Source organism: Bacillus sp. RC251, from assembly GCF_044908765.1.
GTDB classification, from domain to species: Bacteria; Bacillota; Bacilli; order Bacillales; family Bacillaceae_G; genus Bacillus_A; species Bacillus_A wiedmannii.
In genome coordinates this window covers 54,489-76,635 of sequence record NZ_JBIYDP010000015.1, presented here as the reverse complement: position 1 = coordinate 76,635, position 22,147 = coordinate 54,489, and the positions used below count along the sequence as shown (strand labels likewise).

General features: G+C 32.7%; 21 protein-coding genes and 6 pseudogenes. 14 read left to right on the top strand and 13 right to left on the bottom strand.

Features of this window, described 5'->3' with window-relative positions; translation table 11 throughout:
- The first annotated feature begins 173 nt into the window (after positions 1 to 173).
- The gene (locus ABH961_RS26970; RefSeq protein WP_404520403.1) at positions 174 to 1,604 is read left to right on the top strand and encodes an IS4 family transposase; all 1,431 of its coding nucleotides are present in this window, start codon (positions 174 to 176) and stop codon (positions 1,602 to 1,604) included.
- Between the two features lie 527 nt (positions 1,605 to 2,131).
- On the opposite strand, the gene ABH961_RS26965 is transcribed toward ABH961_RS26970, so the two are convergent.
- Positions 2,132 to 3,406 carry an alpha/beta hydrolase gene (locus ABH961_RS26965; protein ID WP_098574452.1) on the bottom strand — a complete coding sequence of 425 codons (1,275 nt, stop codon included), beginning with the start codon at positions 3,404 to 3,406 and terminating at the stop codon, positions 2,132 to 2,134.
- Between the two features lie 256 nt (positions 3,407 to 3,662).
- Between ABH961_RS26965 and ABH961_RS26960 the strand changes: the two genes are divergently transcribed.
- Positions 3,663 to 4,112 carry a MarR family winged helix-turn-helix transcriptional regulator gene (locus ABH961_RS26960; RefSeq protein WP_098574454.1) on the top strand — a complete coding sequence of 150 codons (450 nt, stop codon included), beginning with the start codon at positions 3,663 to 3,665 and terminating at the stop codon, positions 4,110 to 4,112.
- Between the two features lie 385 nt (positions 4,113 to 4,497).
- Here the strand turns inward: ABH961_RS26960 and ABH961_RS26955 are convergent, their stop codons facing one another.
- Positions 4,498 to 6,111: an S-layer homology domain-containing protein gene (locus ABH961_RS26955; RefSeq protein WP_404520401.1), complete on the bottom strand. Its 1,614-nt coding sequence runs from the start codon at positions 6,109 to 6,111 to the stop codon at positions 4,498 to 4,500.
- A gap of 331 nt (positions 6,112 to 6,442) precedes the next feature.
- Here ABH961_RS26955 and ABH961_RS26950 point away from each other — a divergent pair.
- Both ABH961_RS26950 and ABH961_RS26945 read left to right on the top strand, forming a co-directional pair.
- Positions 6,443 to 6,548: pseudogene (locus ABH961_RS26950) on the top strand (IS6 family transposase); the annotation flags it as partial.
- Positions 6,549 to 6,667: 119 nt separating this feature from the next.
- A pseudogene (locus ABH961_RS26945) lies at positions 6,668 to 6,982 on the top strand (IS3 family transposase); the annotation flags it as partial.
- 101 nt (positions 6,983 to 7,083) lie between these two features.
- On the opposite strand, the pseudogene ABH961_RS26940 reads toward ABH961_RS26945, so the two are convergent.
- Positions 7,084 to 7,519 (bottom strand): annotated as a pseudogene (locus ABH961_RS26940) (Lrp/AsnC family transcriptional regulator).
- 142 nt (positions 7,520 to 7,661) lie between these two features.
- Between ABH961_RS26940 and ABH961_RS26935 the strand changes: the two are divergent.
- Together ABH961_RS26935 and ABH961_RS26930 are read left to right on the top strand one after the other, a co-directional pair.
- Positions 7,662 to 8,203: pseudogene (locus tag ABH961_RS26935) on the top strand (DJ-1/PfpI family protein).
- A gap of 346 nt (positions 8,204 to 8,549) precedes the next feature.
- Positions 8,550 to 8,702: pseudogene (locus tag ABH961_RS26930) on the top strand (DUF8096 family protein); the annotation flags it as partial.
- 241 nt (positions 8,703 to 8,943) lie between these two features.
- On the opposite strand, the gene ABH961_RS26925 reads toward ABH961_RS26930, so the two are convergent.
- The 8 genes and pseudogenes from ABH961_RS26925 to ABH961_RS26890 all read right to left on the bottom strand — a co-directional run bounded on the left by ABH961_RS26925 (position 8,944) and on the right by ABH961_RS26890 (position 14,814).
- Positions 8,944 to 9,702, bottom strand: coding sequence for a DUF975 family protein (locus ABH961_RS26925; protein WP_404520399.1), 759 nt, complete (start codon positions 9,700 to 9,702; stop codon positions 8,944 to 8,946).
- 462 nt (positions 9,703 to 10,164) lie between these two features.
- Positions 10,165 to 11,589: pseudogene (locus ABH961_RS26920) on the bottom strand (hypothetical protein).
- A gap of 80 nt (positions 11,590 to 11,669) precedes the next feature.
- On the bottom strand, positions 11,670 to 11,825 hold the full coding sequence (locus ABH961_RS26915; RefSeq protein ID WP_404520413.1) for an aspartyl-phosphate phosphatase Spo0E family protein: 156 nt from the start codon (positions 11,823 to 11,825) through the stop codon (positions 11,670 to 11,672).
- A gap of 192 nt (positions 11,826 to 12,017) precedes the next feature.
- Positions 12,018 to 12,158 carry a hypothetical protein gene (locus ABH961_RS26910; RefSeq protein WP_404520397.1) on the bottom strand — a complete coding sequence of 47 codons (141 nt, stop codon included), beginning with the start codon at positions 12,156 to 12,158 and terminating at the stop codon, positions 12,018 to 12,020.
- A 173-nt stretch (positions 12,159 to 12,331) separates the two neighbouring features.
- Complete coding sequence (locus ABH961_RS26905; RefSeq protein WP_098574455.1) at positions 12,332 to 13,411, bottom strand: RNA-guided endonuclease InsQ/TnpB family protein; 1,080 nt, start codon at positions 13,409 to 13,411, stop codon at positions 12,332 to 12,334.
- Between the two features lie 5 nt (positions 13,412 to 13,416).
- The gene (gene tnpA, locus ABH961_RS26900; RefSeq protein ID WP_098574457.1) at positions 13,417 to 13,818 is read right to left on the bottom strand and encodes an IS200/IS605 family transposase; all 402 of its coding nucleotides are present in this window, start codon (positions 13,816 to 13,818) and stop codon (positions 13,417 to 13,419) included.
- A gap of 132 nt (positions 13,819 to 13,950) precedes the next feature.
- Positions 13,951 to 14,163 (bottom strand): hypothetical protein, encoded by a 213-nt coding sequence (locus ABH961_RS26895; RefSeq protein ID WP_098574459.1) that lies wholly within the window; start codon positions 14,161 to 14,163, stop codon positions 13,951 to 13,953.
- Between the two features lie 51 nt (positions 14,164 to 14,214).
- Positions 14,215 to 14,814 carry a hypothetical protein gene (locus tag ABH961_RS26890; RefSeq protein ID WP_062821186.1) on the bottom strand — a complete coding sequence of 200 codons (600 nt, stop codon included), beginning with the start codon at positions 14,812 to 14,814 and terminating at the stop codon, positions 14,215 to 14,217.
- A 365-nt stretch (positions 14,815 to 15,179) separates the two neighbouring features.
- Here ABH961_RS26890 and ABH961_RS26885 point away from each other — a divergent pair, with 365 nt between their 5' ends.
- From ABH961_RS26885 to ABH961_RS26850, 8 genes are all read left to right on the top strand, one after another.
- Complete coding sequence (locus tag ABH961_RS26885; RefSeq protein WP_179874563.1) at positions 15,180 to 15,353, top strand: hypothetical protein; 174 nt, start codon at positions 15,180 to 15,182, stop codon at positions 15,351 to 15,353.
- 76 nt (positions 15,354 to 15,429) lie between these two features.
- Positions 15,430 to 15,945, top strand: coding sequence for a hypothetical protein (locus ABH961_RS26880; protein WP_098191786.1), 516 nt, complete (start codon positions 15,430 to 15,432; stop codon positions 15,943 to 15,945).
- Between the two features lies 1 nt (position 15,946).
- Positions 15,947 to 16,420 carry a hypothetical protein gene (locus tag ABH961_RS26875; protein ID WP_000462737.1) on the top strand — a complete coding sequence of 158 codons (474 nt, stop codon included), beginning with the start codon at positions 15,947 to 15,949 and terminating at the stop codon, positions 16,418 to 16,420.
- A gap of 100 nt (positions 16,421 to 16,520) precedes the next feature.
- Entirely contained in the window at positions 16,521 to 16,877 is a 357-nt protein-coding gene (gene nrdI, locus ABH961_RS26870) for a class Ib ribonucleoside-diphosphate reductase assembly flavoprotein NrdI (protein WP_098069409.1), read from the top strand.
- Between the two features lie 43 nt (positions 16,878 to 16,920).
- Positions 16,921 to 17,451: a hypothetical protein gene (locus ABH961_RS26865; protein WP_098191751.1), complete on the top strand. Its 531-nt coding sequence runs from the start codon at positions 16,921 to 16,923 to the stop codon at positions 17,449 to 17,451.
- Between the two features lie 529 nt (positions 17,452 to 17,980).
- Positions 17,981 to 18,391 (top strand): hypothetical protein, encoded by a 411-nt coding sequence (locus ABH961_RS26860; protein WP_098191749.1) that lies wholly within the window; start codon positions 17,981 to 17,983, stop codon positions 18,389 to 18,391.
- Positions 18,388 to 18,708 carry a DUF960 family protein gene (locus ABH961_RS26855; protein ID WP_098191748.1) on the top strand — a complete coding sequence of 107 codons (321 nt, stop codon included), beginning with the start codon at positions 18,388 to 18,390 and terminating at the stop codon, positions 18,706 to 18,708. The genes ABH961_RS26860 and ABH961_RS26855 overlap by 4 nt, the downstream gene beginning before the upstream one ends.
- A gap of 213 nt (positions 18,709 to 18,921) precedes the next feature.
- Positions 18,922 to 19,671 carry a CPBP family intramembrane glutamic endopeptidase gene (locus tag ABH961_RS26850; protein ID WP_098191747.1) on the top strand — a complete coding sequence of 250 codons (750 nt, stop codon included), beginning with the start codon at positions 18,922 to 18,924 and terminating at the stop codon, positions 19,669 to 19,671.
- Between the two features lie 311 nt (positions 19,672 to 19,982).
- Here ABH961_RS26850 and ABH961_RS26845 read toward each other — a convergent pair whose 3' ends face one another.
- Both ABH961_RS26845 and ABH961_RS26840 read right to left on the bottom strand, forming a co-directional pair.
- Entirely contained in the window at positions 19,983 to 20,468 is a 486-nt protein-coding gene (locus ABH961_RS26845; RefSeq protein WP_098643158.1) for a hypothetical protein, read from the bottom strand.
- A gap of 108 nt (positions 20,469 to 20,576) precedes the next feature.
- A complete protein-coding gene (locus ABH961_RS26840; RefSeq protein ID WP_098191746.1) occupies positions 20,577 to 21,542 on the bottom strand; it encodes a hypothetical protein in 966 nt (321 codons plus the stop codon).
- Between the last annotated feature and the right edge of the window lie 605 nt (positions 21,543 to 22,147).

Below are 22,147 nucleotides of genomic sequence, written 5' to 3'. Positions count from 1 at the left end.
TTATTATATTTTTCCGTTTTTTTCCACGATACCCATTACTTATACCTTTTCTATAGTCTATTAAATAGCGGTGCACAACACTTCTCCATCAAATTAAAATAATTTTATATCCATATAGCGAAAAAAACGCTATTCTTTTTGTAGAAATATACAGAAAGGATGGCGTTTTTGGTATGAATTTATCGATTTCTAATGAACTAGAATTATTTTCTAAAGAGTTACAACGATATATGTCACCACATGTTTTAGAACAATTAGCTAGAGAGATAGGGTTTGTTAAACGAAAAAGTAAATACCGTGCTCAAGATTTAGTGGCTCTATGTGTTTGGTTAGGCCAAAATATAGCTCATACTTCATTGACACAATTATGTAGTCGCTTAGAAACGAATACAGGTATTTCTATGAGTCCAGAAGGACTCAATCAACGATTTAATTCTCAGGCTGTGCAGTTTTTACAACAAATATTAACCTATTTACTCCACCAACAACTCTGTACATCTAGTAAGATTTCAACTGTATATACAAACCATTTTCGCAGTATTCGTGTATTGGATTCTACACATTTTCAGATTCCAGATAAATTTGCTTTTACATATCAAGGTTCAGGAGGTAGTGGTCATAGTGCTGGTGTAAAAATTCAACTAGAGTACGATTTACTTAGTGGTCAGTTTTTACATGTTCATGTAGGGTCTGGAAAGCACAATGATAAAAATTATGGTTCTACGTGCTTAATGTCTCTTCAACCGCACGATGTATGTATACGTGATTTAGGATATTTTGATTTGAAAGATCTGCATATGAAAGACGAGTGTGGTGCTTATTTTATTTCACGATTAAAGCTCAATACTCGTATATATCAGAAGAATAGAGAGCCTGAATACTTTCAAAATGGAACAATAAAAAAGCACTCTGAGTACGTCCAACTAGATATGGAGCAATTTATTGACCAATTACAGTCTGGTGAAACATATGAGATTCCTGAGATTTATATTGGAATGTATCAAAAACTTCCTGCAAGACTTATTCTGTATAAATTAACTGAAACGCAAATGAAACGTAGACAAAAGGACTTAGCTTCTAAAGAACACAAGAAGCAAATCACCTATAAAGAACGCAGTAAGCGACTTAGTGCAATCAATTTTTACATTACGAATATCCCTTCGGAATACCTACCAAGAGAACAAGTATACGATTTTTACTCCTTACGATGGCAAATTGAATTGATATTTAAAACATGGAAATCATTTTTTCGTATTCATCATTGTAATTCTGTAAAATTAGAACGGCTAGAATGTCATTTATATGGACAATTAATTAGTATCCTTCTTTGCTCCTCCACCATGTTTCAAATGCGTCAATTACTCCTCACCAAGAAGAAACGAGAGCTGAGTGAATATAAAGCGGTTTATATTATTAAAGATTACTTTCTACTTCTTTATCAAGCTCTACAAAAAGATACTCAAGAACTATCAAAAATCTTGCTTCGTTTGTTTAATTTTTTGCAGAAAAACGGAAGGAAATCTCATCGATATGAGAAGAAAAAAGTCTTTGATATATTGGGTGTCATGTACAATTGTTTCGTTACTCATAATCATGTAGATTAATTAAAAAATTGAAACCCGTTAGGGTTTATTTGGTATGCAGATTTTTAGATAGCTGATATCACCTCTTTAAAAAACAGAAAAAATCTAGTTGAATGGACTTTTATTTAATCTTAGGTTGATGGGCATGGGGTAGCACCCCACATCCATCAGCTCTAAAATTCAAATTAGGAACTTTGATTTGTCTTGCAATCCCATCCAATGATACCTAACCTTTTATGAAAGTCATGTTCCTCAAAACGTAGATATCTCATTGTCTGTCTCCACAATTCTGGACTTAATTCCTAGAGAATATATGTATGTTAGTTGTGCTCAAGAAAAAACATAGTATGTCGTCCCTACTTTATAAATCATTTAACATTCCCTTCATTTTCTTCCATGTTCTTCATCAACTCGAAGTCTTCTACACTTTGAATATCCTCAACAATGACCATAATTATGAGGAGTCTAAACTTTGAAAAAAACAACAAAAATAGTGTAATTAAAAGCTACATACTATTTTTGTTGTTTTTTTAATCAGTAAAAATTTGTTAATTATTACAAGCATTTAATGTATTACACTTTTTTCGTCCTTTAATTTCCGCCGGCTGGGCACCAAGCCAATACGTTGGAAAAGCAGTCCCTTCAGTAACACCCCCATCACGATGCATGTAATAACGCTCATCATGGTTAGCTTTAAAGTTTCCTTCAAGTGCAAGTTCCACCCACTCTGCACCAAAACGAAAAATTTCTGCAGCTACTCCACCAAGTGGGTGAAATTCATTCTCATAGACGCGTATCTCCCTTGGTGCCTCTACAAACTCATAAAGACTTAATGCTTCTTCCAAACGGGTAAGTTCATCAAATTCTCCTATTCCCATGAAGACTGGACAAGTAATCTTTGGCGCTAATTTCCACAAATTCATCTGGCTACTCAATTCGTTTTCAAAAGCAACTTCATCAGTGTAACCAGACATGTACATAAAATTCGCTTTGAAACTCGGCTGCGCTCTGTTAAAGATGGTATCAAATTCACCATATACACCTTCAAAAGTCGCTATAGCGTTTATACGATTATCACTCGCAGCAGCTCGCATCCCCCAATACCCGCTCATACTGATACCAAAAAATCCAATACGCTTTGGATCAACCTCAGGCCGTTTTAATAGAAAATCGATATAACAACTAACGGCGCGTTCGTAATTAGTCAAATCAACTTTTAGACCTCCAGATACAGATTCGCCTTGCCCCGGTCCTTCAATTGATAAAGCTACGATACCACGAGACGTATAATAACGTTGCGCAATCTGTATATAGTCTTCCTTAATCATATCCATACCTGGACCTAATATTACTGCTGGTGCATTATGAACTTCACCTGAGGGCAAATGAAGGAGTGCATATATCTGTTTGCCTTCAAATTCTAGTACTATACGTTGTACCGTTCCTCCTCCAAGTGATGAAATAGCTGCCACACATTCGTTACAACGCTCTCGAAATGCCAATTTTCGTGGATCATCATTAAAATATGAGTATTGTGCACGTCCCCACATAACAGCAGCTCGCTGATATAGATCACGAGCAGTAACAGTGAATCCCTTTTGTTCATAATGTTTTGCACGTTCTTGAGCCTGAGAAGCAACCGTGGCCCATGCTTTTGGTATCATTGCTCCACTTTTTACTTGAGAAAAAACTTTATCAAAATCAGTGTGGTCGTGCCCTAACTGTTCCATTGTTGCCTTTGCTTCGGGATGCAAAGCATCAAACCCACCAAGTGCGAGGGCTATATCTAAAGCCCATCCTTGAGATTGTGAACGTTGAGTCATAATAATCATCCTTTACATTTTAATTAAGCACTTAATAATTAAGTACTTAATTAAAATATTGAAGTATAAGATGTACTTTTGTCAAGACTATAAATAAAGGCGTTTTATTATTTTATTGATGATTTAAAGTGAGCATATATAATATTGCTTAGAAAATGAATAGCCAGACTCTACTTAATTTGACTCTACTCTTATTCATATGTTAATGTTAATTTCATATAATTAAGTACTTAGTTAATGAGGAAATGGTGATGTTATGACAAATTCTTCAAACAAGTTAACTGCGATAGACGAACTTAGCCAGGCTATATATAGTCTGACTGCAGCCGATGGACGTTTAAGAGGGCGAGCTACTCGTACATTAGGGGCCGTTTCAATGGTCCACGCTCGAACTCTTAAAGTATTAGCTGAAGAAGGCGAATTGTCAGTCAAAGAATTAGCTGATCGAGCAGAAACTACCGCCGCTGGTATTACTCAATTAATCAACGGATTACAACAGGTCGGTTACGTTGAGCGTGTTCGTTCAATTAACGACCGGAGAGTTGTCAATATCCGACTTACGCCTAGTGGTTTAAATTGTCACTTAGAAAGAGAGAAAAAACTAAAACATATTCTTAGTGCGAACCTTTCAGATTTTAATGCAGATCAAATCGAGAAATCTTCTGAAATAATTAGATGTCTAGTCCATGTGCTTGACCGACTATAAGAGTATTTTAAAGCTTTTCTTGAGTTTTTAGAACTAACACATCGCTATTATGCTAAAATTTTATAGTAACCCCAGAACGAAATCTTATGTTAACTTGTAACAATAAAGCTCATTTTTTCGTTTTGGGGTATTTCAAAATATGAGCTGGATGGGCATGTACGGTGACCTCTACTTAATTATTAGAAAAACATTAGTTTTTAATTGTATACACGCTAATTATGTTGATTTTCTAATGACCCCATCATAATGAATTTCCTCTTTTTATTAGTATTGGTAGGTAAAGAGGGAGCTAGTCACAAAAACAGGTTGTGGAGAAAGTCTTCTTCACAACCTGAGAGTAAGTTATATATCCAAATATGACCTCTTCTTTTAACTATTCAGTCTTTTATAATCTGTTATAGTCGATATAACTAGAGTCATAGTAAATCCACTGACCTGTTCCAATTCTGAGCCAGCCGTTCTTTTCTTCATATACGGTAACTTTTTCGCCTTTACTTGTCTTTCTAACAATAGAATAGTTTGTACCTGATCCGCTTCGAACATTTACCCCAATACCATTAATTTGAGCCGTTCCAATTACCTTTTGAACACTACCATTTTCAATTACTTGTAGCATATTTAGAATGAATGTTGCTGTCTCACCACGAGTTGTTGTTCCTTTAGGGTCGTATTGATTGTCCCCCTTACCTCTTACAATACCTAGGCCATACAGTCTTTGTACGTCTTCTTTATAAATAATTTGGTCTTTGTCTGAGAATGGTAGGTTTACAACTGGTCCCCATATACCTTTATACTGTAAAGCCTTGTTTACAATAATTGCTGATTCTTCTCTTGTAATAGGTGTGTTTGGGTCAAAATAACCATCTCCTCTACCTTGAATGATACCTGCACTTGCAGTACGTTTAATACCATCTCGTAAAGTTGAATTTGCATCGTTTAGGTCTTTAAATGAAGCATCTCCAGCTGGCAGTTTTAGAGAGTTAGAGATTAATTGAGCAAATTCGGCTCTTGTTATCGCTCTATTGGGTGCGAAAACTCCGTTTCCTTCCCCTATCATAATACCCCTTCTATTTAACTCTCGAATAGCTTCTTCATACCAACCTCCTGTAATGTCATCTTTTGGTTGATAAAGATTATTATAATACCCCTCAACGCTATTTACGAATACATCCCATTGCCCATTATTAATCATGTTAGCAGGGCATATTTTACCGCTCCATTTTTGATGTTTTACAATGTTATTTAACGGTACACCAGTTTCTTTCATTAAATAAGCTACAAGTTTCTTAGCGTTATCTACCGCTTTACTGTAGTTTCCGTCACTATTAACTGCGATTTCAATTGCAATAGATTCTCTATTACCTGAACCATCACCGTCTCCTGCGTGCCATCCGTTCTCGTTTAATGGTAGATGTTGATAAATCTCTTTATCGTCTACTGTAAAATGCCACGATGCAGCTCGGTCTGTGTTCCCTACTGCTTGGTTATATAGGTATTGAGCGTGGTTTCTAGCACCTGCTCCTATACTAGTATTATCAGTCTCATGAATTGTAATATACTTTGGACTCATGTAGTTTTGAGGACGAATATTATCGTTACCTGCTGGAACAATCCATTCAGTGAATGGAACACCGTTTATTGTACTAGAGGTGCTAGGTGATGTGGGAGACAGACTACGTTTTGTTCTGTTTGAATTGTTAGGAACAGTTAATGTACCTGTTTCTTCATGAATACCTTCTGAACGTTGAAGACTATCTACTTTCTTATTGTCGACAGTACCTCCACCACGTCCGTCTACCTCTTCAAAACTAGCTTCAATACTTTTTAAAGCCTGTTCATCTGTTGTTTGAAGTTGGTCTGTGTTACCTTGCACTTGAAGGCTTGTAGATTGCTTATTGTTTACTGATTGTTGTTCTTCTGCAAACGATACCAATGGTGAAGATAATACCGTTAATCCTGCCGTGAATGCTACTACTTTTTTATTAAATTTAATATTCATTTTGAATTTGGTATATCTTACTATTTTAATAGATATACCTTCCTCCTTGTACTTCTTTTAGTCTGAATAATAGTGTGAATAATGATAGCCTGAACCTCAAAGATAATGCCTTAATTTTTCATTTCATATGATAAACCGAAATCTATAAGTCCTACTAGATATATCAGTATTTCAGAATTATAACACAGCACGATTGCAAAAATATAATCAAATAACATAAATAATTTTTAATGTATAAAACGATTCTGGTGCAAAAATCCCAAGACTCTTTCAAGTAATATCCTAATCTTGAACACTGGTATGTATGACACTAAAAAAATTTTTGATTAGTATAGAAAAGGAAAATTTGTTTAAATGGAGGCATTATCAGCCCGAATTAATCTTATTAACAGTAAGTTTGGTACCTACGGGACAATTTGAGCTTCCGTAACCTGGTGGTATGCGACTTAAACAACAAAAGTACGTGAATGAAATAGTAGAACAAGAGCATTGCCTAATTAAAAAGCAATGCTCTTGTTCTATGCTAGCGTTCAAATATTTTGAAACATCTACAACCATTCATTCTAATCAAGGGTGGCACTATCCAATGAAACAATACCGTCATTCTCTTAAGCAATGTGGCATAACACAAAGTATGTCTCGCAAAGGAAACTGTTATGACAATGCCGTTATTGAAAATTTTTTCGGTATCATGAAATCGGAATTTTTGTATCGAAAAGAATTTGAAAGTATAACACATTTCAAACAAAAATTAGCAAAGTATATAGACTACTATAATCATAAAAGAATAAAGGCAACCTGTCTAACTTCCGGGGACACTTCAGGGTTTACCGTACCCATCAAATTAATTAAAATAGGTACACTAAAATGATTAGAGACCTTAATTTATTTATGCAGGTTAGAAATATCAGGCTATTTTTAAAGACTTTAGGATTATTGAATAAACAGTAAGAAATGGATTAACCCAGTATTTTATTCTTCACTAATAAAAGGAGCAATTATTTTTTTCATAAGAAGATAGCACGATATTCGTTGAAGGCGTACCATATTGCATTGTATCATCAATAAATTGCTCTAAACTTTCTACAGAATATGTTGCTATTTTGACAATATAGCTAATTTCCCCTGCTACTCTGTAACATTCAAGTACATCTGGATGGTTATAGCAAAAGTTAGCTAATGATTTACAATCCTTTGTCTTAAACAAAATAAGTGCAGAAATTGGGCGATTCAATTTTTTTAGAGAGACATGTGCATGATATCCTTCAATAATTTGCTGTTCCTCTAACTTCCGTACGCGCTCAGTTACTGATGGAGAAGATAAGTGAACGGATTCTGCTAAACCCTTCATTGAAATTTTTGCATTTGACTGTAATAATTCTACAATTTTTTTATCAATCTGATCCATAAATTATCCAACCTTTTTTTATAAACTAGAATAAATGAAATTTTTTATATAATAAAGCTAAACAATCAAATTTCCTTGTTCAACTTATGTATCAGCCTACTATCTTTATATAAAATTAGGATAGAAGGAGGCGATTTTCAATATGAAAAAGATTTGTTTATTATTAGCTGACGGATTTGAAGCAGTGGAAGCGAGTGTATTTACTGACGTACTAGGTTGGAATAAATGGGAGGGTGATGGGTCCACCGAAGTCGTAACAGTTGGTCTTCGAAATGAATTAACCTGCACCTGGAATTTTACTGTCATACCAGAAAAAACGATTGATGAAATTCAATTAGACGAGTTTGATGCATTAGCTATTCCAGGAGGATTTGAAGAAGCTGGTTTTTATCGGGATGCATGCAGTAATGAATTCTTACATGTAATTCAACATTTTCATGCCAAACAGAAGCCAATTGCCAGTATATGTGTAGCATCCTTAGCACTCGGTAAAAACGGAATCCTTATAAATAAAAAAGCAACCACATACAGTCATCCAACGAGTAAACGAAAAGAGCAATTAAAGAATTTTGGTGCGATCGTACAAAAAATCCAGGTACAGCTTTTGATGTTGCCTTTTTATTACTTGAAATACTAACATCTAAACAGAACGCTACACATGTAAAGAATCTTATGGGATTTTAGGAATATCTCGTAAATAAATGGGTGATTTGTAAGTTTTTGAAGTTTATCAGTAGTTATGCAGTAAACATCCATGCTCTAGTTCTATTTGTTGAACCAAATGAAAACATTAGCATTTGACTAGTATAGGAGAATTTTTTAATAGCACCATTTGTTACGTATAAAAAGAAACAACTTTACTATAATGAATGTTGGATAAGTTAAGTGTGATAGGGGTCTGGCGAAACATCTTAAATAATTTTTTTATTTGTGTATATCTATGTGAACAGTTCATGTTTTATAATGCAGTTCTATTAGTTCAGATGGATATGTAGGTGAAACAATTGGAAATAAGGAACCAAAATAAGAGTACGATTTAAGTAAAACATACACATACAAAGAGTTCCCTGATAAAATTAGCGGTCGCTGTGATAATTGTGACAATACCTCATTTAAAAGTTCTGTTAAAGATTTCACCTTTTTGCGAGAATGTCGTCAATGCGGAATGAAGAAGATCATATAGCCCTATCCAAAGGCTTTTTTTATTACAAAATAAATACATCCGAACGGATACTTAATTGCTTGAAAATGATGTGGTGCTACCCATATTTACTCCAACTTGCAACACGTTTGCGATATCCTTGCCCAAATCATAGTAAACGTAATATACTCACTTTTTTACATAACATGAAAAGCGGATATGCTTAATTGCATATCCACTATCAAGATAGTATACACTTTCCTTGCACATACTTTCTTCCTACTTATATACTTACCTTCGCAACTCCAATATCTTGTTTTTTAATTAAATTTAAGTAAAAATGTGAGACAGTTGTATTGTAATAAGGAGAAATGAAAATAAATGATAGATTAAACGTAAACATTCCTATAAATGCAGCTAATAAAAACCAACCAATAAATGATAGCCAAAGAACAAATAACTTTAACTTTTGTCCTTGCATTATTCTTTTACTTTCTCTCAATGCTTCACTTGCTGTATAATCAGGATTCTCTACTAATATGTAATACGACATGGAATAAGAAAAATATTTAATAATACCTGGAACAATAAATAATAGGCTCCATAAAAAAAGAAAAATAGCTTGCATCAAACCTAACTTTATTGATTTAATCAAATTCTTCTTTTTAAATCCTGAAAATACATCGTCTACCTTAGCTTCTTCTTGTTTCCCTAAGTGTAAAGTAAAAACAGAATATCCATAATTAAAGATACCTTGAATGACACTGTAAATTAGGAAACATACCACCCCTAAACCAATATAACTTAGAATAAGTACAGCAAGTGCTACTGGATCTACTTGTGGTTGCCCACCTATTGAATAAATAAATAATGCATCAGGGCCAATTATCCCGATAAACAGTACAAATATTAAATACATAAAAAAGGCGATTGCTGATGCACTTAAGGTTGGTACAAAATAGAATAAAGCTGATACTCCTATACCTCCCCCCCATTTCCCATCTAACGAATTCAATGCTGCTTTCTTTAAATTTCCGATCATACTCGTGTCCCCTTCATTTTCTTATTTTCCTTTACTGAAAAAATAAAAGAACTTGTAGCAAGGCCCCGCTACAAGTTCTTTTAGCCAAATACTTTAGCTCATCGAAAAATTATTTATTCTACACAATCGGGGGTAATGCCTAAAATATGGTTTGTTAACATCATTATATAACATAATTATGAATTTTTGTTAAAAATTCTATATATTTAGACAAATAATTCTCCACTTTTCACTTATTTTTTCATGTAGTTTTATCTATTGAAAATACGTAAAAAAACATCTGGACTAATTGGAACAAAAGTTTATTTAACGAACATGAAAAGACCACCTACAAAATTTCATAGGTGATCTTTTTTGTGATTTTGCACTTGTGCACTACTTTAAAAATATATCACAAATTCATTTAGTCTCCTAAACATTTGAATCTATAGATTGAATACCTTCCCACATTCTAGACTAATGTCAATTAGATCTTTCTAATAAAAATTTGTTCTGTAAAAAAGTTTCAAGCTTACTAAAATCTGTAGAAGAATATAATAAACTCATTCCATCAATAAATTCATGTTCAACTCGTTTCTCTCCCTCATGAGGGAGACAATGATGTGAATCCTTATACATCTTCCACGGTACTGCATCGGAAACATCAAATTTACTTTGTAATTTTGAACAAAGCCCTTTAGTTGCTCCATCCTGAACAGGAAAAGCGAAGTTTTTATAAAGTACGGCTGTTGTAGCAGAATAGTTATCCACTTTAGTTGAGAAGTAACTAACGCCATCAAAAAATCCATCATATCTTATAAACTGCAATAATAGCTGTGGGATAATATATTCTGGTTTGAATGTGTCAGTTGTATTTTTTACACGTACAGAACATGCTGCCATTAAAGGCCAAGTAATTAGATAAGAAATTACTTCATTTGGTTCATTTAACCTATCCGCAAATAAGCGTTTTTTCATAATTGTACCGAAATCATCAAATTTCTTAATTATCTTCTCTATAAAAACAACAGGTGGTGTAGATAAATCTATATAACTTATATCATCTGATTTAAATACTGAAGTCTGAACCGTGTTTAAATCCGGTTTATTAAGTTCTTCCCAGCAGGTTAAAGGTGAGCTTCCTAAATAGATACATGGTAGCCCAGGAATACTGTATCTATTTGTGCTGACTATTCCCCGAAGTTCTAACGGAATATGGAACATTTCTTCACTTGTAAAAATATGATCCGTACCGACTCGCATTTTATAGAGGAATTCATTGTCAAAGTTTTGAAGTGTTTTTATATCATTGAAATGATTTGGTATAGACACGTTATTTATTAAAACTCTACGAAATTCTATAAAAGCCTTTGACGGAAAACCTTTATAATATTCTTTTAAAGAATTAATAATTCCATTACATAAATCCTTTACAAGCTCCAAATCCTTTTTGGTAATCACTGTTTCTAATGTTGTACTGCAGATGCTCTCTAAACCTGAGATATAAGTAATGAAGCAATCTTCAAGATACTCTATGAAATCATCATTCTCCCTAGTTAGGGGTAATTTTCCAACCTACTTATACAAATCAATGATAGGTAGCACTTCTAAAACCCAGTTTCTTAAACGGGTAATTTTTTTAGCATCTTTCGAGAAATCAGCTAGTGAGAATTCACTGGCTTCCGTTTCATTAAAAGGATAAAATTTAAATTGCTTTGGTTCATTTATTTTTTGTAACTCTTCATATAAATTAAATGCAATATTGACTTCCTGTTTACTAACATTAGTGTCTTCTTTTATATGAGTTAGTTTAACTTCTTTCTCTATTAAATTTGTTCTTAATTTTAAAATAGTAATCACATCACTTTTCAAACGAAAATATTTAATTAAGGTTTTACACTTTCTCAATATTACAGTATCAAATTTCTTATATAATTAAATTATTCTCTTTATTTATTTTATGTATCTGTTCCCTTTGAACCCTACTATTATAGGGTTCCTTTTTTTATAATCATATATTTATTAATTAATTTATCAATTTCCTGACTTAAATGGAGGACTTTCGTATGACTAAAACCATGTTTATTTACCAGTTCTACTAATTGTAACTTTTTATTTTCTATTAGATCATTTAACTTCGCCATTAACATAAACTTTTTTCTTTCACACTCCCCCTGAGCAAAATAAAAAGAGCTGCTCCCAGCTCCTGTATAATAAAAATCTTTATTATTGCAGTGTAAAATTTTCCATATTCTATTATAAATGAATATACATAAACCCAACAACAATAATTTTAGTGTATTTAAAAATAAAAAAGCAGCAATAATTCATTACTGCTACAACTTCTTTATAAATTCGTTATTAATAAAAACATATTCTTCTAGTTCATCAGCTTCACCATACCAAGCTTCCAGCTTTATAATATGTTCTGCTACTTCTTTTAATATCAAATTCATAAATAATGAAATAGGTGTCACATTATATTCTTTATCTCTTTGACACTCCCACGGCTAAAGCCGCAAGTCCTACACCTTACGGTGTAACGGATGGGATTCTTGAATGACTAAGCATTCGCAGTCCATTTCTGTTTTGAACAGCCTTCAAGATGAGGGTGTGCCATCACCCCTCCTAAGACAGACCATATAGGTTCTTAGGCTGATTGACTATTACCGCCAACCACAGTTGCGTAGCGAATATTCATCGCCCCAACGATATCACGATGTTTCTCAAATCCACATTGGCACTTGTATTTTCTGTCTTGTGCCTTGTTCTTTTCAGAACATTTCGGACATGTTTGACTTGTATAAGAAGGGTTCACATATTCGACCTTTATGCCAACTAATGTCGCTTTGTACTCGATGAATTGTGCTAAACGATGGAATGACCAAGTGTGTAGATTTTTTTCGTTTTTACGGCTTGTTCGTGCCGTCTGTCTAATGTTCGTTAGTTGCTCTAATCGAATGACAGAAATATTATTATCCGTTGCAAAATCAACGATTTCACGACTTACTTTGTGGTCTTGGTCTTGCATCCATCTTTGTTCTTTATCATCAAGTTGACGAAGGGCATTTAGTTTCTTAGCTTCTCCTAACTTCTTGCGAACACTGCGAAACTTACGTTTCATAAATTTGTTTTGCCTACCGTTCCCGAAGAAACGAACTTTATCATCATCTGTGATGACTACCGCAGGAACTTTAAGACCTAAGTCTACTCCTAAAATCTTTGTTCCCGTTTTTTCGTTTGTAGGAATCGTGACAGATATTTGAGCAATCCATTTAGCAGATTTCTTCGTGATACGGAGTGTACCTAACTTGTGCTTCAACAATTCGAAATTGCGATTATATTTGTCTATTAATAAAGCGCGAACCTTTAAACGAGTTGACTTTCCGTTTACCATAAACGGAATTGAAATGTGCGTGAAGTCAAATGAATAGTTTTGATTATTCCATACACAAACAGGTCTTTTTAGAATCGGAACGATTTTGTATTTACTCTTTTTCACCTTTGTAGAAAACACACTTTTCGCATCTTTAATTGCTTGATTTTTCACCGCACTTGGGATATTGGCTTCAATATCCTTTGTACTTTTCTTCGTGCTTTTCTTTGATTCAACCATTTCAGATACAAGGGCATTAATGACTTTTATATACTCGTGGCTACTTTGTTCCAATAGCATGATTTGTTGTTTTGTTGGAAGCAATTTAACTTTAACTGTGATGGTTTGTGGCACAAGTTTCACCCCCTCGTTTTTTGATTTTCAACATAATGTTTTATTGTCTCACTTGATACATTTCCAGCAGTAGAAACAAAATAAGAACGCGTCCATAGGCTCGGCAAGTGTTGAAGATGAGGAAACTCTTCTCTCAAACGTTTTGATGTCACTCCTTTAATTTTTGCCATTGTATCAGCAGGACTAAGTGTTGGTAGTGTATTTAAGAACAAGTGAACGTGGTCTTTGTCGCATTCCATTGCAACAATAGAAACATCCAATTCTCCGCATATTTCTTGAACCAACTCTTTGAAACGTTCTTCTACTTTTGTATTAAGAAAAATCTTTCTTCTGTATCGTGGGCAAAACACAAAATGATAGTTAATTAATGACACGGTTGTTTTGGTTCTTCTATAATCATTCATCATGTTTGCATCGTATCAGTTGGATTATAAAACTGCAACACGAAAGAGAAAAAAATAAAAGATACCAACATTTTGGATACTTAGAGTGCCACAAACCTTGCGGTTTTTAGTAGCACTCCTTATCCAACCTCCCTTTCATCCCCTGCCTAAAGGCGAGGGGCTTTCTCGTTCGGGAAGGGCTGTAAATGGAATGTCTTTACTACGATTAACTTTTATATATTCTTTAACAAATGGAAACTTTAAGGCTCCTTCTTCCCAGCTTCCTGTATTTATTAATTCTACCAATTCTTTGTGTTCATCCTTTATAATTACTTTACCTCGAAAGGCTGTATACATTTCAAAAGACAAATTTATCACCTTCTTAAATTCATTATGAATTTAATTAACATATATACTTAACTACACAATAGATGGTTTTAGAAATCGCACTACGTTTCCCTTTTCACTAAATTCACTCTCATTGTTACAATTTTTCGAGGAGAGATCCACTATATAACTCTCTGAAATTTTAAAAGTTCTTTCCTCATTAAACATTGTCAAAGGAACTGATACTCCAACATTATTATCTAAATGACTTAATACCATTACAGGTATAGTTTCTCCTTTTAATAAATCAACATATGAGGTCTTAACTTTATAATAATGACCTTCTAAAAAATGCATTTTTCCGTTTATTAAATCCACTGCAACTCCATTATTACAGTACGCTAAGCTTTGATTTGAAAAATGGATGTCATCCGATACTTTAATAAATTTCATCGTTTTATTATCAAATATATAGTAACCCTCTCTTACTACAAAGAGATTATGCGGATTGATAAACTCTAGCAAATAATGCGTAATTTCAAAGCTAGTATCCCCCTCAATCATTTCTCTGTATTCTACATAAAGTTTCTCTAATTTTTTAAATGTACTTAATTTGATCCCCTGATTTGGTCTTGATGCAAGTGTTAAGTCATCTAATACCCATTTAGCCACGTATGTTGACGTTGGAATCATTTACAATATACCCCCTTCAAAATTCTATATATGAACATATAAACTATTTAAATTTAATAAATTGGGCTCTACTTAAAGTATAGGCAGAATCTATTTGATAACTAAGATAATTCTCTAACTTTTTCATATTTACTTCTTATAAATTATATTTATCAAACTCTAAAACGAATTCTTTATAATCAATTTACATTTTCAGAAATTTGAGATATTATTTGTTATATACACCTTTTTTATTTTTTAAATCAATTTCAATACACATAAGCCCTTCGGGTTACTTGAAAGAAGAATGTAATGCAAAATGCATTGGTTCTTACTATCCAGTATCCTTGAAGGGCTTTTTGTATTGTCTAGAAAGGAGAGAATAAATGAGTTTTAATGAATTCGTATTAGATGAATGCGGTAAAACATGGCCAGAATTAAAAAATGATGCACTTACTAAGAATCAGGATCTAGTACATGAAGACATTCAAGAAATCATTTCAAAACAATACCTACTTTTAAGAAATGACTACGAAGAATTCCGATTAGAAACACAGTAAGAAAATATTAAACGCATGTATGCGTAATGAACAGACTTCTCAATTTTGAGGAGTTTTTATTATGGAGGGAGTTAAGATGAATAATTTTATTGAGCTGCTAAATGAAACTTACTGGGACAGTTGTTCACTTCACGAAAATGCTGAAATTCAAAAGTTCTCTAATGACAAAATTGAATTTACAAAAACGATGCTTTTTTTAGATTCCTATAATCGAATCTACAAGAAGAATCCAGAAGTTTTTACTTTTATGATGGAAATACTCTCTTCAAGTCTCATTAAAGCAATATATCGTTTTATCGCTCCGAAACTTGAAGAAAGAAATCTTCTCGAAAAAACCGAAGTTCGTCATAAATTCCAAAATACGCAGCAAAAGTCAACTTTCTATTTCAACAGTAAGATAGGGCAATATGAATTGAGTATTAACTTTGAAAGTATTACATCGATTAGCATGTACTTTGGAAGTCATGTGTTTGACGATATTATGCTGCTAGACAGACAAATTCACTTTCTGTTGGACCAATTTTCAGATGCAGCAGCAATTCATTATGAAGATGATAGAAATATTATTAAAGATAATAAGGAGGAATTATAATATGTTTGAAAATAATAATGAGTTATTTAGTTTATATTTAAATGGTGAATTTCAAGGGTATTTGAATAGCGAAGATTATCGTCAAATAGCTGCAGCAATTCGTGTTTATGGAATGAAAGGAGATCTGATAATTACTTCTTTCATGGATACTATGGTTATTTCGACAATAGGCATATTTTTAGATTATTGCTTACCAGAAATACGTCAACCATTAATGCAGGAACTAGTGCCAATGCAACAAAGTCCAGAGACTCCGGAACTAGTCCTTCTTGGAAATATTCAATTTTACGCTCAAGATGATGAAACAATTGAAGAGTTTGCTGAATTTTTATTAGAACGAGTTAAAGATACTCCGAATTATCCAGATGGGTTAATTCAGGGTGTTATATATGGAGTTGTTATTCCTGTCGGGATGGAATCAACTAAAGAATCCATAATAGAAGACTTAAATGAACAACTAACTATCAGTAATTAGGACCTGGGTAAAAACCAAATTTTATAGTTTCAAAATGGGGTTATATTCAATTGGAATATGCCCCTTTTCTGCTTTTAAAAATAGTCAAGGGGGTACTTTTATGTTAGTGGCATTTGCATCTAAGACAAGTAATGTTGAACGGTTTATAAAATCATTACCAAATATAAAGTCAGTAAAAATTACTGACAATTTACTCCTTGAAGAGGATTTTATACTCGTTACTTACACAACAGGTTTTGGTCAAGTGCCACAACTTGTAGAAGACTTCTTAACTAAGAATTTTAAGCACTTACGAGGCGTTGCAGCAAGTGGCAATCGCAATTGGGGAGACATGTTTGCAAAGAGTGCTGATGTTATCTCTGAAAAATACAACGTACCCGTATTAATGAAATTTGAGTTATCTGGAACGATAAATGATCGCAAGAAATTTGAATCTATTTATTCACAGATTATTTGACGGATATTTAAAAATTAAATCATACAAACCAGGGGGAATAAAAATGGCAAGTATTAACGGGATTGAAATCAAGACTTACACAATTAAACGTGGACATGAGGGTGAACCACTTCAGCAAGCAGTGGTATATATAGATGGAAATAAAGCTGGCTATATATCTGATGGTGATTGGGGCGGCCCAATGGTATTGGAATTTAGTAATTATGATTTAACCGTTATTAAGCAAAGATTATTTGCATATGCCAAACATGAAAATTTCATTTCCAGTATGTCTGGTGATATAGAAATGCTATTTGCATTACTACTTGGATATGTAAATTTGGAAAAGGTATATAAAAAGATTAGTAAAAAGAATAAGGATTTCATCTTAATAGTAGTTGGTCTCCGCGAAAATTATTTAAAAGGCTGGTCGATAAAGAATGAGTTAGCATATTGGAAATTAGAAAATTATGATCAAAAAAAATTAAATAATTTTATAAACAAAATAAAAAAGAGTGAAGGGTATTCTGAGATGATTATGTTTCAAAAACAAGAAGATTTCCATATTAGAACCCATGACTTTATTCGTATTTAAGAAAAATTCGTTTTTCACTTATTAATAGTAAAAATATCCTTTTTTTATTTAACTTTGATGAAATTTTAAGATTAAATACTTGGATAAAGCTTCTGATTCACCCAGATTATTTGGGTGAATCAGAATTATATTAAGGAGGTCTTTCATGCTTAATATAGTTAATATTAAATCCCAAACTCCTACTATGAAATTTCCAAGAATTAAAAAACTAATACAATTTGATCTAGATATTTGGCTATATAAAAATAAATTACCTATCGATCAATTGGATTTACACTTTAAAAAATGTACAAATTGTTCCTATTATGTCGAGACAATTGAACTATTTGAAAAGAAAACCATACACGGTAAATCATATAAGGATATATGTAGCGATTGTGATTATGTTTTACGTAATTACGTGTGAAATTCTAAATGATATTTCCGTCCTTTCAAGGACAGCATTCCCTTGATTACCATATTTTCAAAAATATATTAAACATATGGTACGTGAAATTTTAAGAAGAACACTTTAGGAGGTATTAAGCACATGGCAAATGTTGTGTTAATTATAAGGAATTCAGATTTATTAAGATCTATGAATGAAATATTAACTAATTCTGAATCAGTAGAAAAAGTGCACGAATTACTGAATAAGGCAAAGACAAAAAATACACTGCCACACAGTCTGTTATGGCATTGGACGGATTTTAAGTGGGATATGCCAGAGGAACTAGGAGAAAACATAAATCATACTAAAAATAGCGAATCTATTTTACTATTATTTTATTGGCTAAATTGCATTGGAAATGAAAACTATTATTTAGCAAGAATTGAGGAAAGATATGTTATAGATGGGCATGATCCATTAGATACTTGGGGTAATTTACATGTACCATCATTAGATTTATCCTTAAATGTTTCAATCTCCTTTGGTTTTGAAAAGGAGGATACAATATGAAAATACGTAATATTTACCGTCATAGTTATGGAACTGCAAGTATAGATAAAATTCTTCCTTCAATAATAACTAAAAGCATTTGGGATTTTTTTAAAACACAAATACTTTTAAGAAACAATTCTTTATTAAGCTATAAACACATCTTTGATTTAAAATTGGAGGATAATTATTTAGTATTAAATTATCAACCAGAAAGCCCAGGTTTTGAGATACGTTCCAAAACAGATGTAAAAGTGGATAGACTTCCATTAGCACACCGTATATGGATTATTGATAACGGTAAAAGTTTTATTATGATGTTACCTTCAGATTATTGATAGGTTGATTTTGCCCATATCCCCGAAAAGGAGTGATAAGGGCAAAATCACCATAATTCAATCTCCTTTCAATTAAAACAGACAGAATGTTCAAATCTATTTTAATGAATCAATATTAAAAATGCTAAAATTTAAGCAACTCGTTATGTAATAAATTGTAAAACGATTAGGATTCGTGAGGTTTTAATATCTTTTCTATGAGGAGGAACTTTTTTGACTTTTATACGTAACGCTATTCAACCTATTTTATTTCTAGTTACTTTTGTTTTACTTTTCTTACTTCTTGTATTAGCAGATAAACTATCAGGATTAGGACTTTCTAATAATAAAAATGCTATTGAGTCTCTCTATTTATTTTCAGTTTTATTAGCGGGGATTTTCATATTCCCTACAATAAGAAAAGATTTCAAAAGTCGCTTTATTCTCCATAAAAACAAACTATATTTAACTATAGGTCTCCCAATCATAATTGGCATACTAATGCAATTTATCGTGACTTCTATAAGCTTTATTCCTACTCTGCTAGGTCATGAAATGATTAGCAGAGGAACAGATCAAATAACATATACAACAGAAATAACAAAAGCAGGATTTCTTTTCTTAGTTACTGTTATTGGACCATTTCAAGAAGAAATATTTTTCAGATATTTGCTTTACGCCGGAATATTTTTGGCACTCGCTGATCTTAAAGTAAAGTTTTCATGGGTTGAAAAAATTTATAATCAATTATTTACACATAAAAATCCCTTATATATATGGGGTTGGATATTAATAACTAATTTAGGGTTTGCATTATTACATGGTCCTGACATATCAAATTTCTATGCATATTTCATTCCAGGTATAATTAATGCTTTACTTTTTTTAAGATTAGGATTCCTATCAGCTTGGTTAGCTCATGGGGTTTTTAATTTATCCTCAATGATTATCCTAAGCATCTTATCCTTTTTATTCTTAAAGTAAGTATATAGATTAACCCTAAAGTTAATGAAATCGTGTATATGCGATAGCTAAAAACATTTATTGAATTTTAAAACCATAAAAGGTGAATTCCTTATCACAAGGGATTCACCTTTTTTATTTACCCAGCATCAAGGTTTGCATAACTGAGAAAAAAACAAATCATTATATTAATACGTAATAACGCGTAGAAACAACCTAATTGCTAAGGAAAAGCTCTATCTTCTCGTTACTCTATGGATATATAGATTATACACAAAGAAAAGAATAATCCTCTTAGAATCATAATCTCTGCATTATTTCCTATAGTTAGGTTACTTAGATTTTTTTAATTCCTTGTTTGCTTTATCTATTAACTTAGAAGCAGTCTCTAATCTTTCAACCCCAGCATCAACTTCATTTTCTTTACCCTTATCTAAACTTTCTTGTATGATTGCCACTCCATCTTTTACATGAATCATCGCTACACCTACATTTTGTTGTACTGGGTGATCTTTTTCTTCATACTCTAACTTACTTATTTTGTCCACTAACTCTAAATAAGGTTTAGATACTTCTTTTAACTTTTCTGACTTTTTCTTCATTGACTTGCTACTTTTTACAATACCGTCTATTTCTTTAGATTGTTCGGAGAAATCTTTCATTAAATATTCTAGGTTCTTACTAAAGTCTTCTTTTTTATTTTGTTTAACAGAAGCTTCCATTGCTTCATCTTTCTTAACCTTAGTCTCACATCCAACCCCAGTTAACATTAACATTGGAACTACTAAAAAAGATAAAATTTTACGTTTCATTGACATATACCCCTCTCAAAAAATTGTAAGTAATTAACATATGAAAAGATAACATAAATTGCGTAAATAGACTATAAAAAAATAGCGATTTTTACGATACTTACGTTATTTGAATTACGAGTTAGATTTAGCACTCGACATGATTCCTCTTTTAGTAATAACATAATTCTCTGGTAAGCAATTTATGCCTGGATGATTTTCGCAACGTAAAAAAAGCTCTTTTAAATCTCGTTGAAAATCACTACGTGGACGCTTTGGTTCTGCAATTCCCCATTTATCCATGCATTCTAGAATCAAAGATTGAACCTCCGGGTATATCCTTGCAGTTTCAAGAAGACAGCCCACTGCCACTGAGCGGATAGGTTCCTCGTATGTTTTCTTCAGTTTATCTACACAGCTTGTAGTCATGTGCCAAAGCCATACGTGATAAGTTTGATTACTATAAGGGATAGGTGTATCAAAGAATCCCCTGCGAATGCATGCCCATAAAGCTAGTATACTATTATTAGTGAGAGTAGAAGATTCGTGGTTCTTAACATTAATGACAAGTGAATTTATATGATTGGATATATTAATGCCTCTTTCAGCCACTCTCCTCCATATACTGCAAATGAACTCTTTTGTTGGTATATCCGATCTATAATAATCCGATAACACCAGCTCTACTACTTCTGGTGGCAGAGAAACGTTTAAGGAAATTAATTCATCCAACATCACAGCTGCCCAATACTGAACATATCGTTCAGAATTTAACGTGTCACGTGCCTTCTTGTCAATATACAATAATCTTGCGATTTGCGTAACGTATGGTTGCAGATCAGCGTCCCTACTCAGACTTTCATAAGCCACTTCTAACAAATCAGCAATTAATTCAGGGTTGTTCATTTGAGTGTAAACACCCTTATCATGCTTGTCATGACATAAGCTCTCGATATAGCTAACTATCCAAATTGCTGCCTTCGACGTTTCACCAGATGACAGTATAAAATCAGCAAGGCTACTCTTCGTACTTTGGCGTTGCATAGATTCCCCAGAAACAAATTGCTGCAGCTTATCCAAAATGATATCATCTTTTAACATATCAAATACAGATCCCCCTTCACTGACCAGTAAAATTAGTTTTTTCATATACTAAACTTATCGCTAGTCTCTTCATCCCTATACACTTTACCTTATTTTAGTATTTATTGATGTAACAACTAAATAGTAACACATATTGGAACAGTCCTGCGAAATGCCCTCATAAGGGCTAGCACATCACCAATTTTAAATTAAGACACTTCCTACTGGAAACCTTGGTGTTCACAAATAATAAAAATGTTTAAAAAATAACGTAGTTGTTTCTGTAGTGTTTAAAGAAATGTGAGTACTACAGAAACAACTATATTTTAACCCCGTTCTAAATTTAGAACGGGGTTATGCTTGTTTTAGGTTTTAAAATTTAATAACTTGATTGTCTTTTACATTTTGATTATCCTTTATTTAACTTCTAAAGTTTAGTATTTTGTTGTTTTTTTTATGCTCCCCAGGATGGGGTACAGCCGAGATACGTGTAAAAATAGGTCATAGTGATACATTTTTTTCCAGACGTTATTTTTCAGAGACATTTGTAACATAAACGCGTTCGTTATTGTTACGTTTTGTGTTTGAAAATATGAAATATCCTAATTATTGAACTAGCTGTA

Coding starts and splice junctions, on each gene's coding strand:
- ABH961_RS26970 (WP_404520403.1), top strand. CDS start 174: ATGAATTTATCGATTTCTAATGAACTAGAATTATTTTCTAAAGAGTTA.
- ABH961_RS26965 (WP_098574452.1), bottom strand. CDS start 3,406: ATGACTCAACGTTCACAATCTCAAGGATGGGCTTTAGATATAGCCCTC.
- ABH961_RS26960 (WP_098574454.1), top strand. CDS start 3,663: ATGACAAATTCTTCAAACAAGTTAACTGCGATAGACGAACTTAGCCAG.
- ABH961_RS26955 (WP_404520401.1), bottom strand. CDS start 6,111: ATGAATATTAAATTTAATAAAAAAGTAGTAGCATTCACGGCAGGATTA.
- ABH961_RS26925 (WP_404520399.1), bottom strand. CDS start 9,702: ATGATCGGAAATTTAAAGAAAGCAGCATTGAATTCGTTAGATGGGAAA.
- ABH961_RS26915 (WP_404520413.1), bottom strand. CDS start 11,825: ATGGCGAAGTTAAATGATCTAATAGAAAATAAAAAGTTACAATTAGTA.
- tnpA (WP_098574457.1), bottom strand. CDS start 13,818: ATGATGAATGATTATAGAAGAACCAAAACAACCGTGTCATTAATTAAC.
- ABH961_RS26890 (WP_062821186.1), bottom strand. CDS start 14,814: ATGATTCCAACGTCAACATACGTGGCTAAATGGGTATTAGATGACTTA.
- ABH961_RS26885 (WP_179874563.1), top strand. CDS start 15,180: ATGAGTTTTAATGAATTCGTATTAGATGAATGCGGTAAAACATGGCCA.
- ABH961_RS26880 (WP_098191786.1), top strand. CDS start 15,430: ATGAATAATTTTATTGAGCTGCTAAATGAAACTTACTGGGACAGTTGT.
- ABH961_RS26875 (WP_000462737.1), top strand. CDS start 15,947: ATGTTTGAAAATAATAATGAGTTATTTAGTTTATATTTAAATGGTGAA.
- nrdI (WP_098069409.1), top strand. CDS start 16,521: ATGTTAGTGGCATTTGCATCTAAGACAAGTAATGTTGAACGGTTTATA.
- ABH961_RS26865 (WP_098191751.1), top strand. CDS start 16,921: ATGGCAAGTATTAACGGGATTGAAATCAAGACTTACACAATTAAACGT.
- ABH961_RS26860 (WP_098191749.1), top strand. CDS start 17,981: ATGGCAAATGTTGTGTTAATTATAAGGAATTCAGATTTATTAAGATCT.
- ABH961_RS26855 (WP_098191748.1), top strand. CDS start 18,388: ATGAAAATACGTAATATTTACCGTCATAGTTATGGAACTGCAAGTATA.
- ABH961_RS26845 (WP_098643158.1), bottom strand. CDS start 20,468: ATGTCAATGAAACGTAAAATTTTATCTTTTTTAGTAGTTCCAATGTTA.
- ABH961_RS26840 (WP_098191746.1), bottom strand. CDS start 21,542: ATGTTAAAAGATGATATCATTTTGGATAAGCTGCAGCAATTTGTTTCT.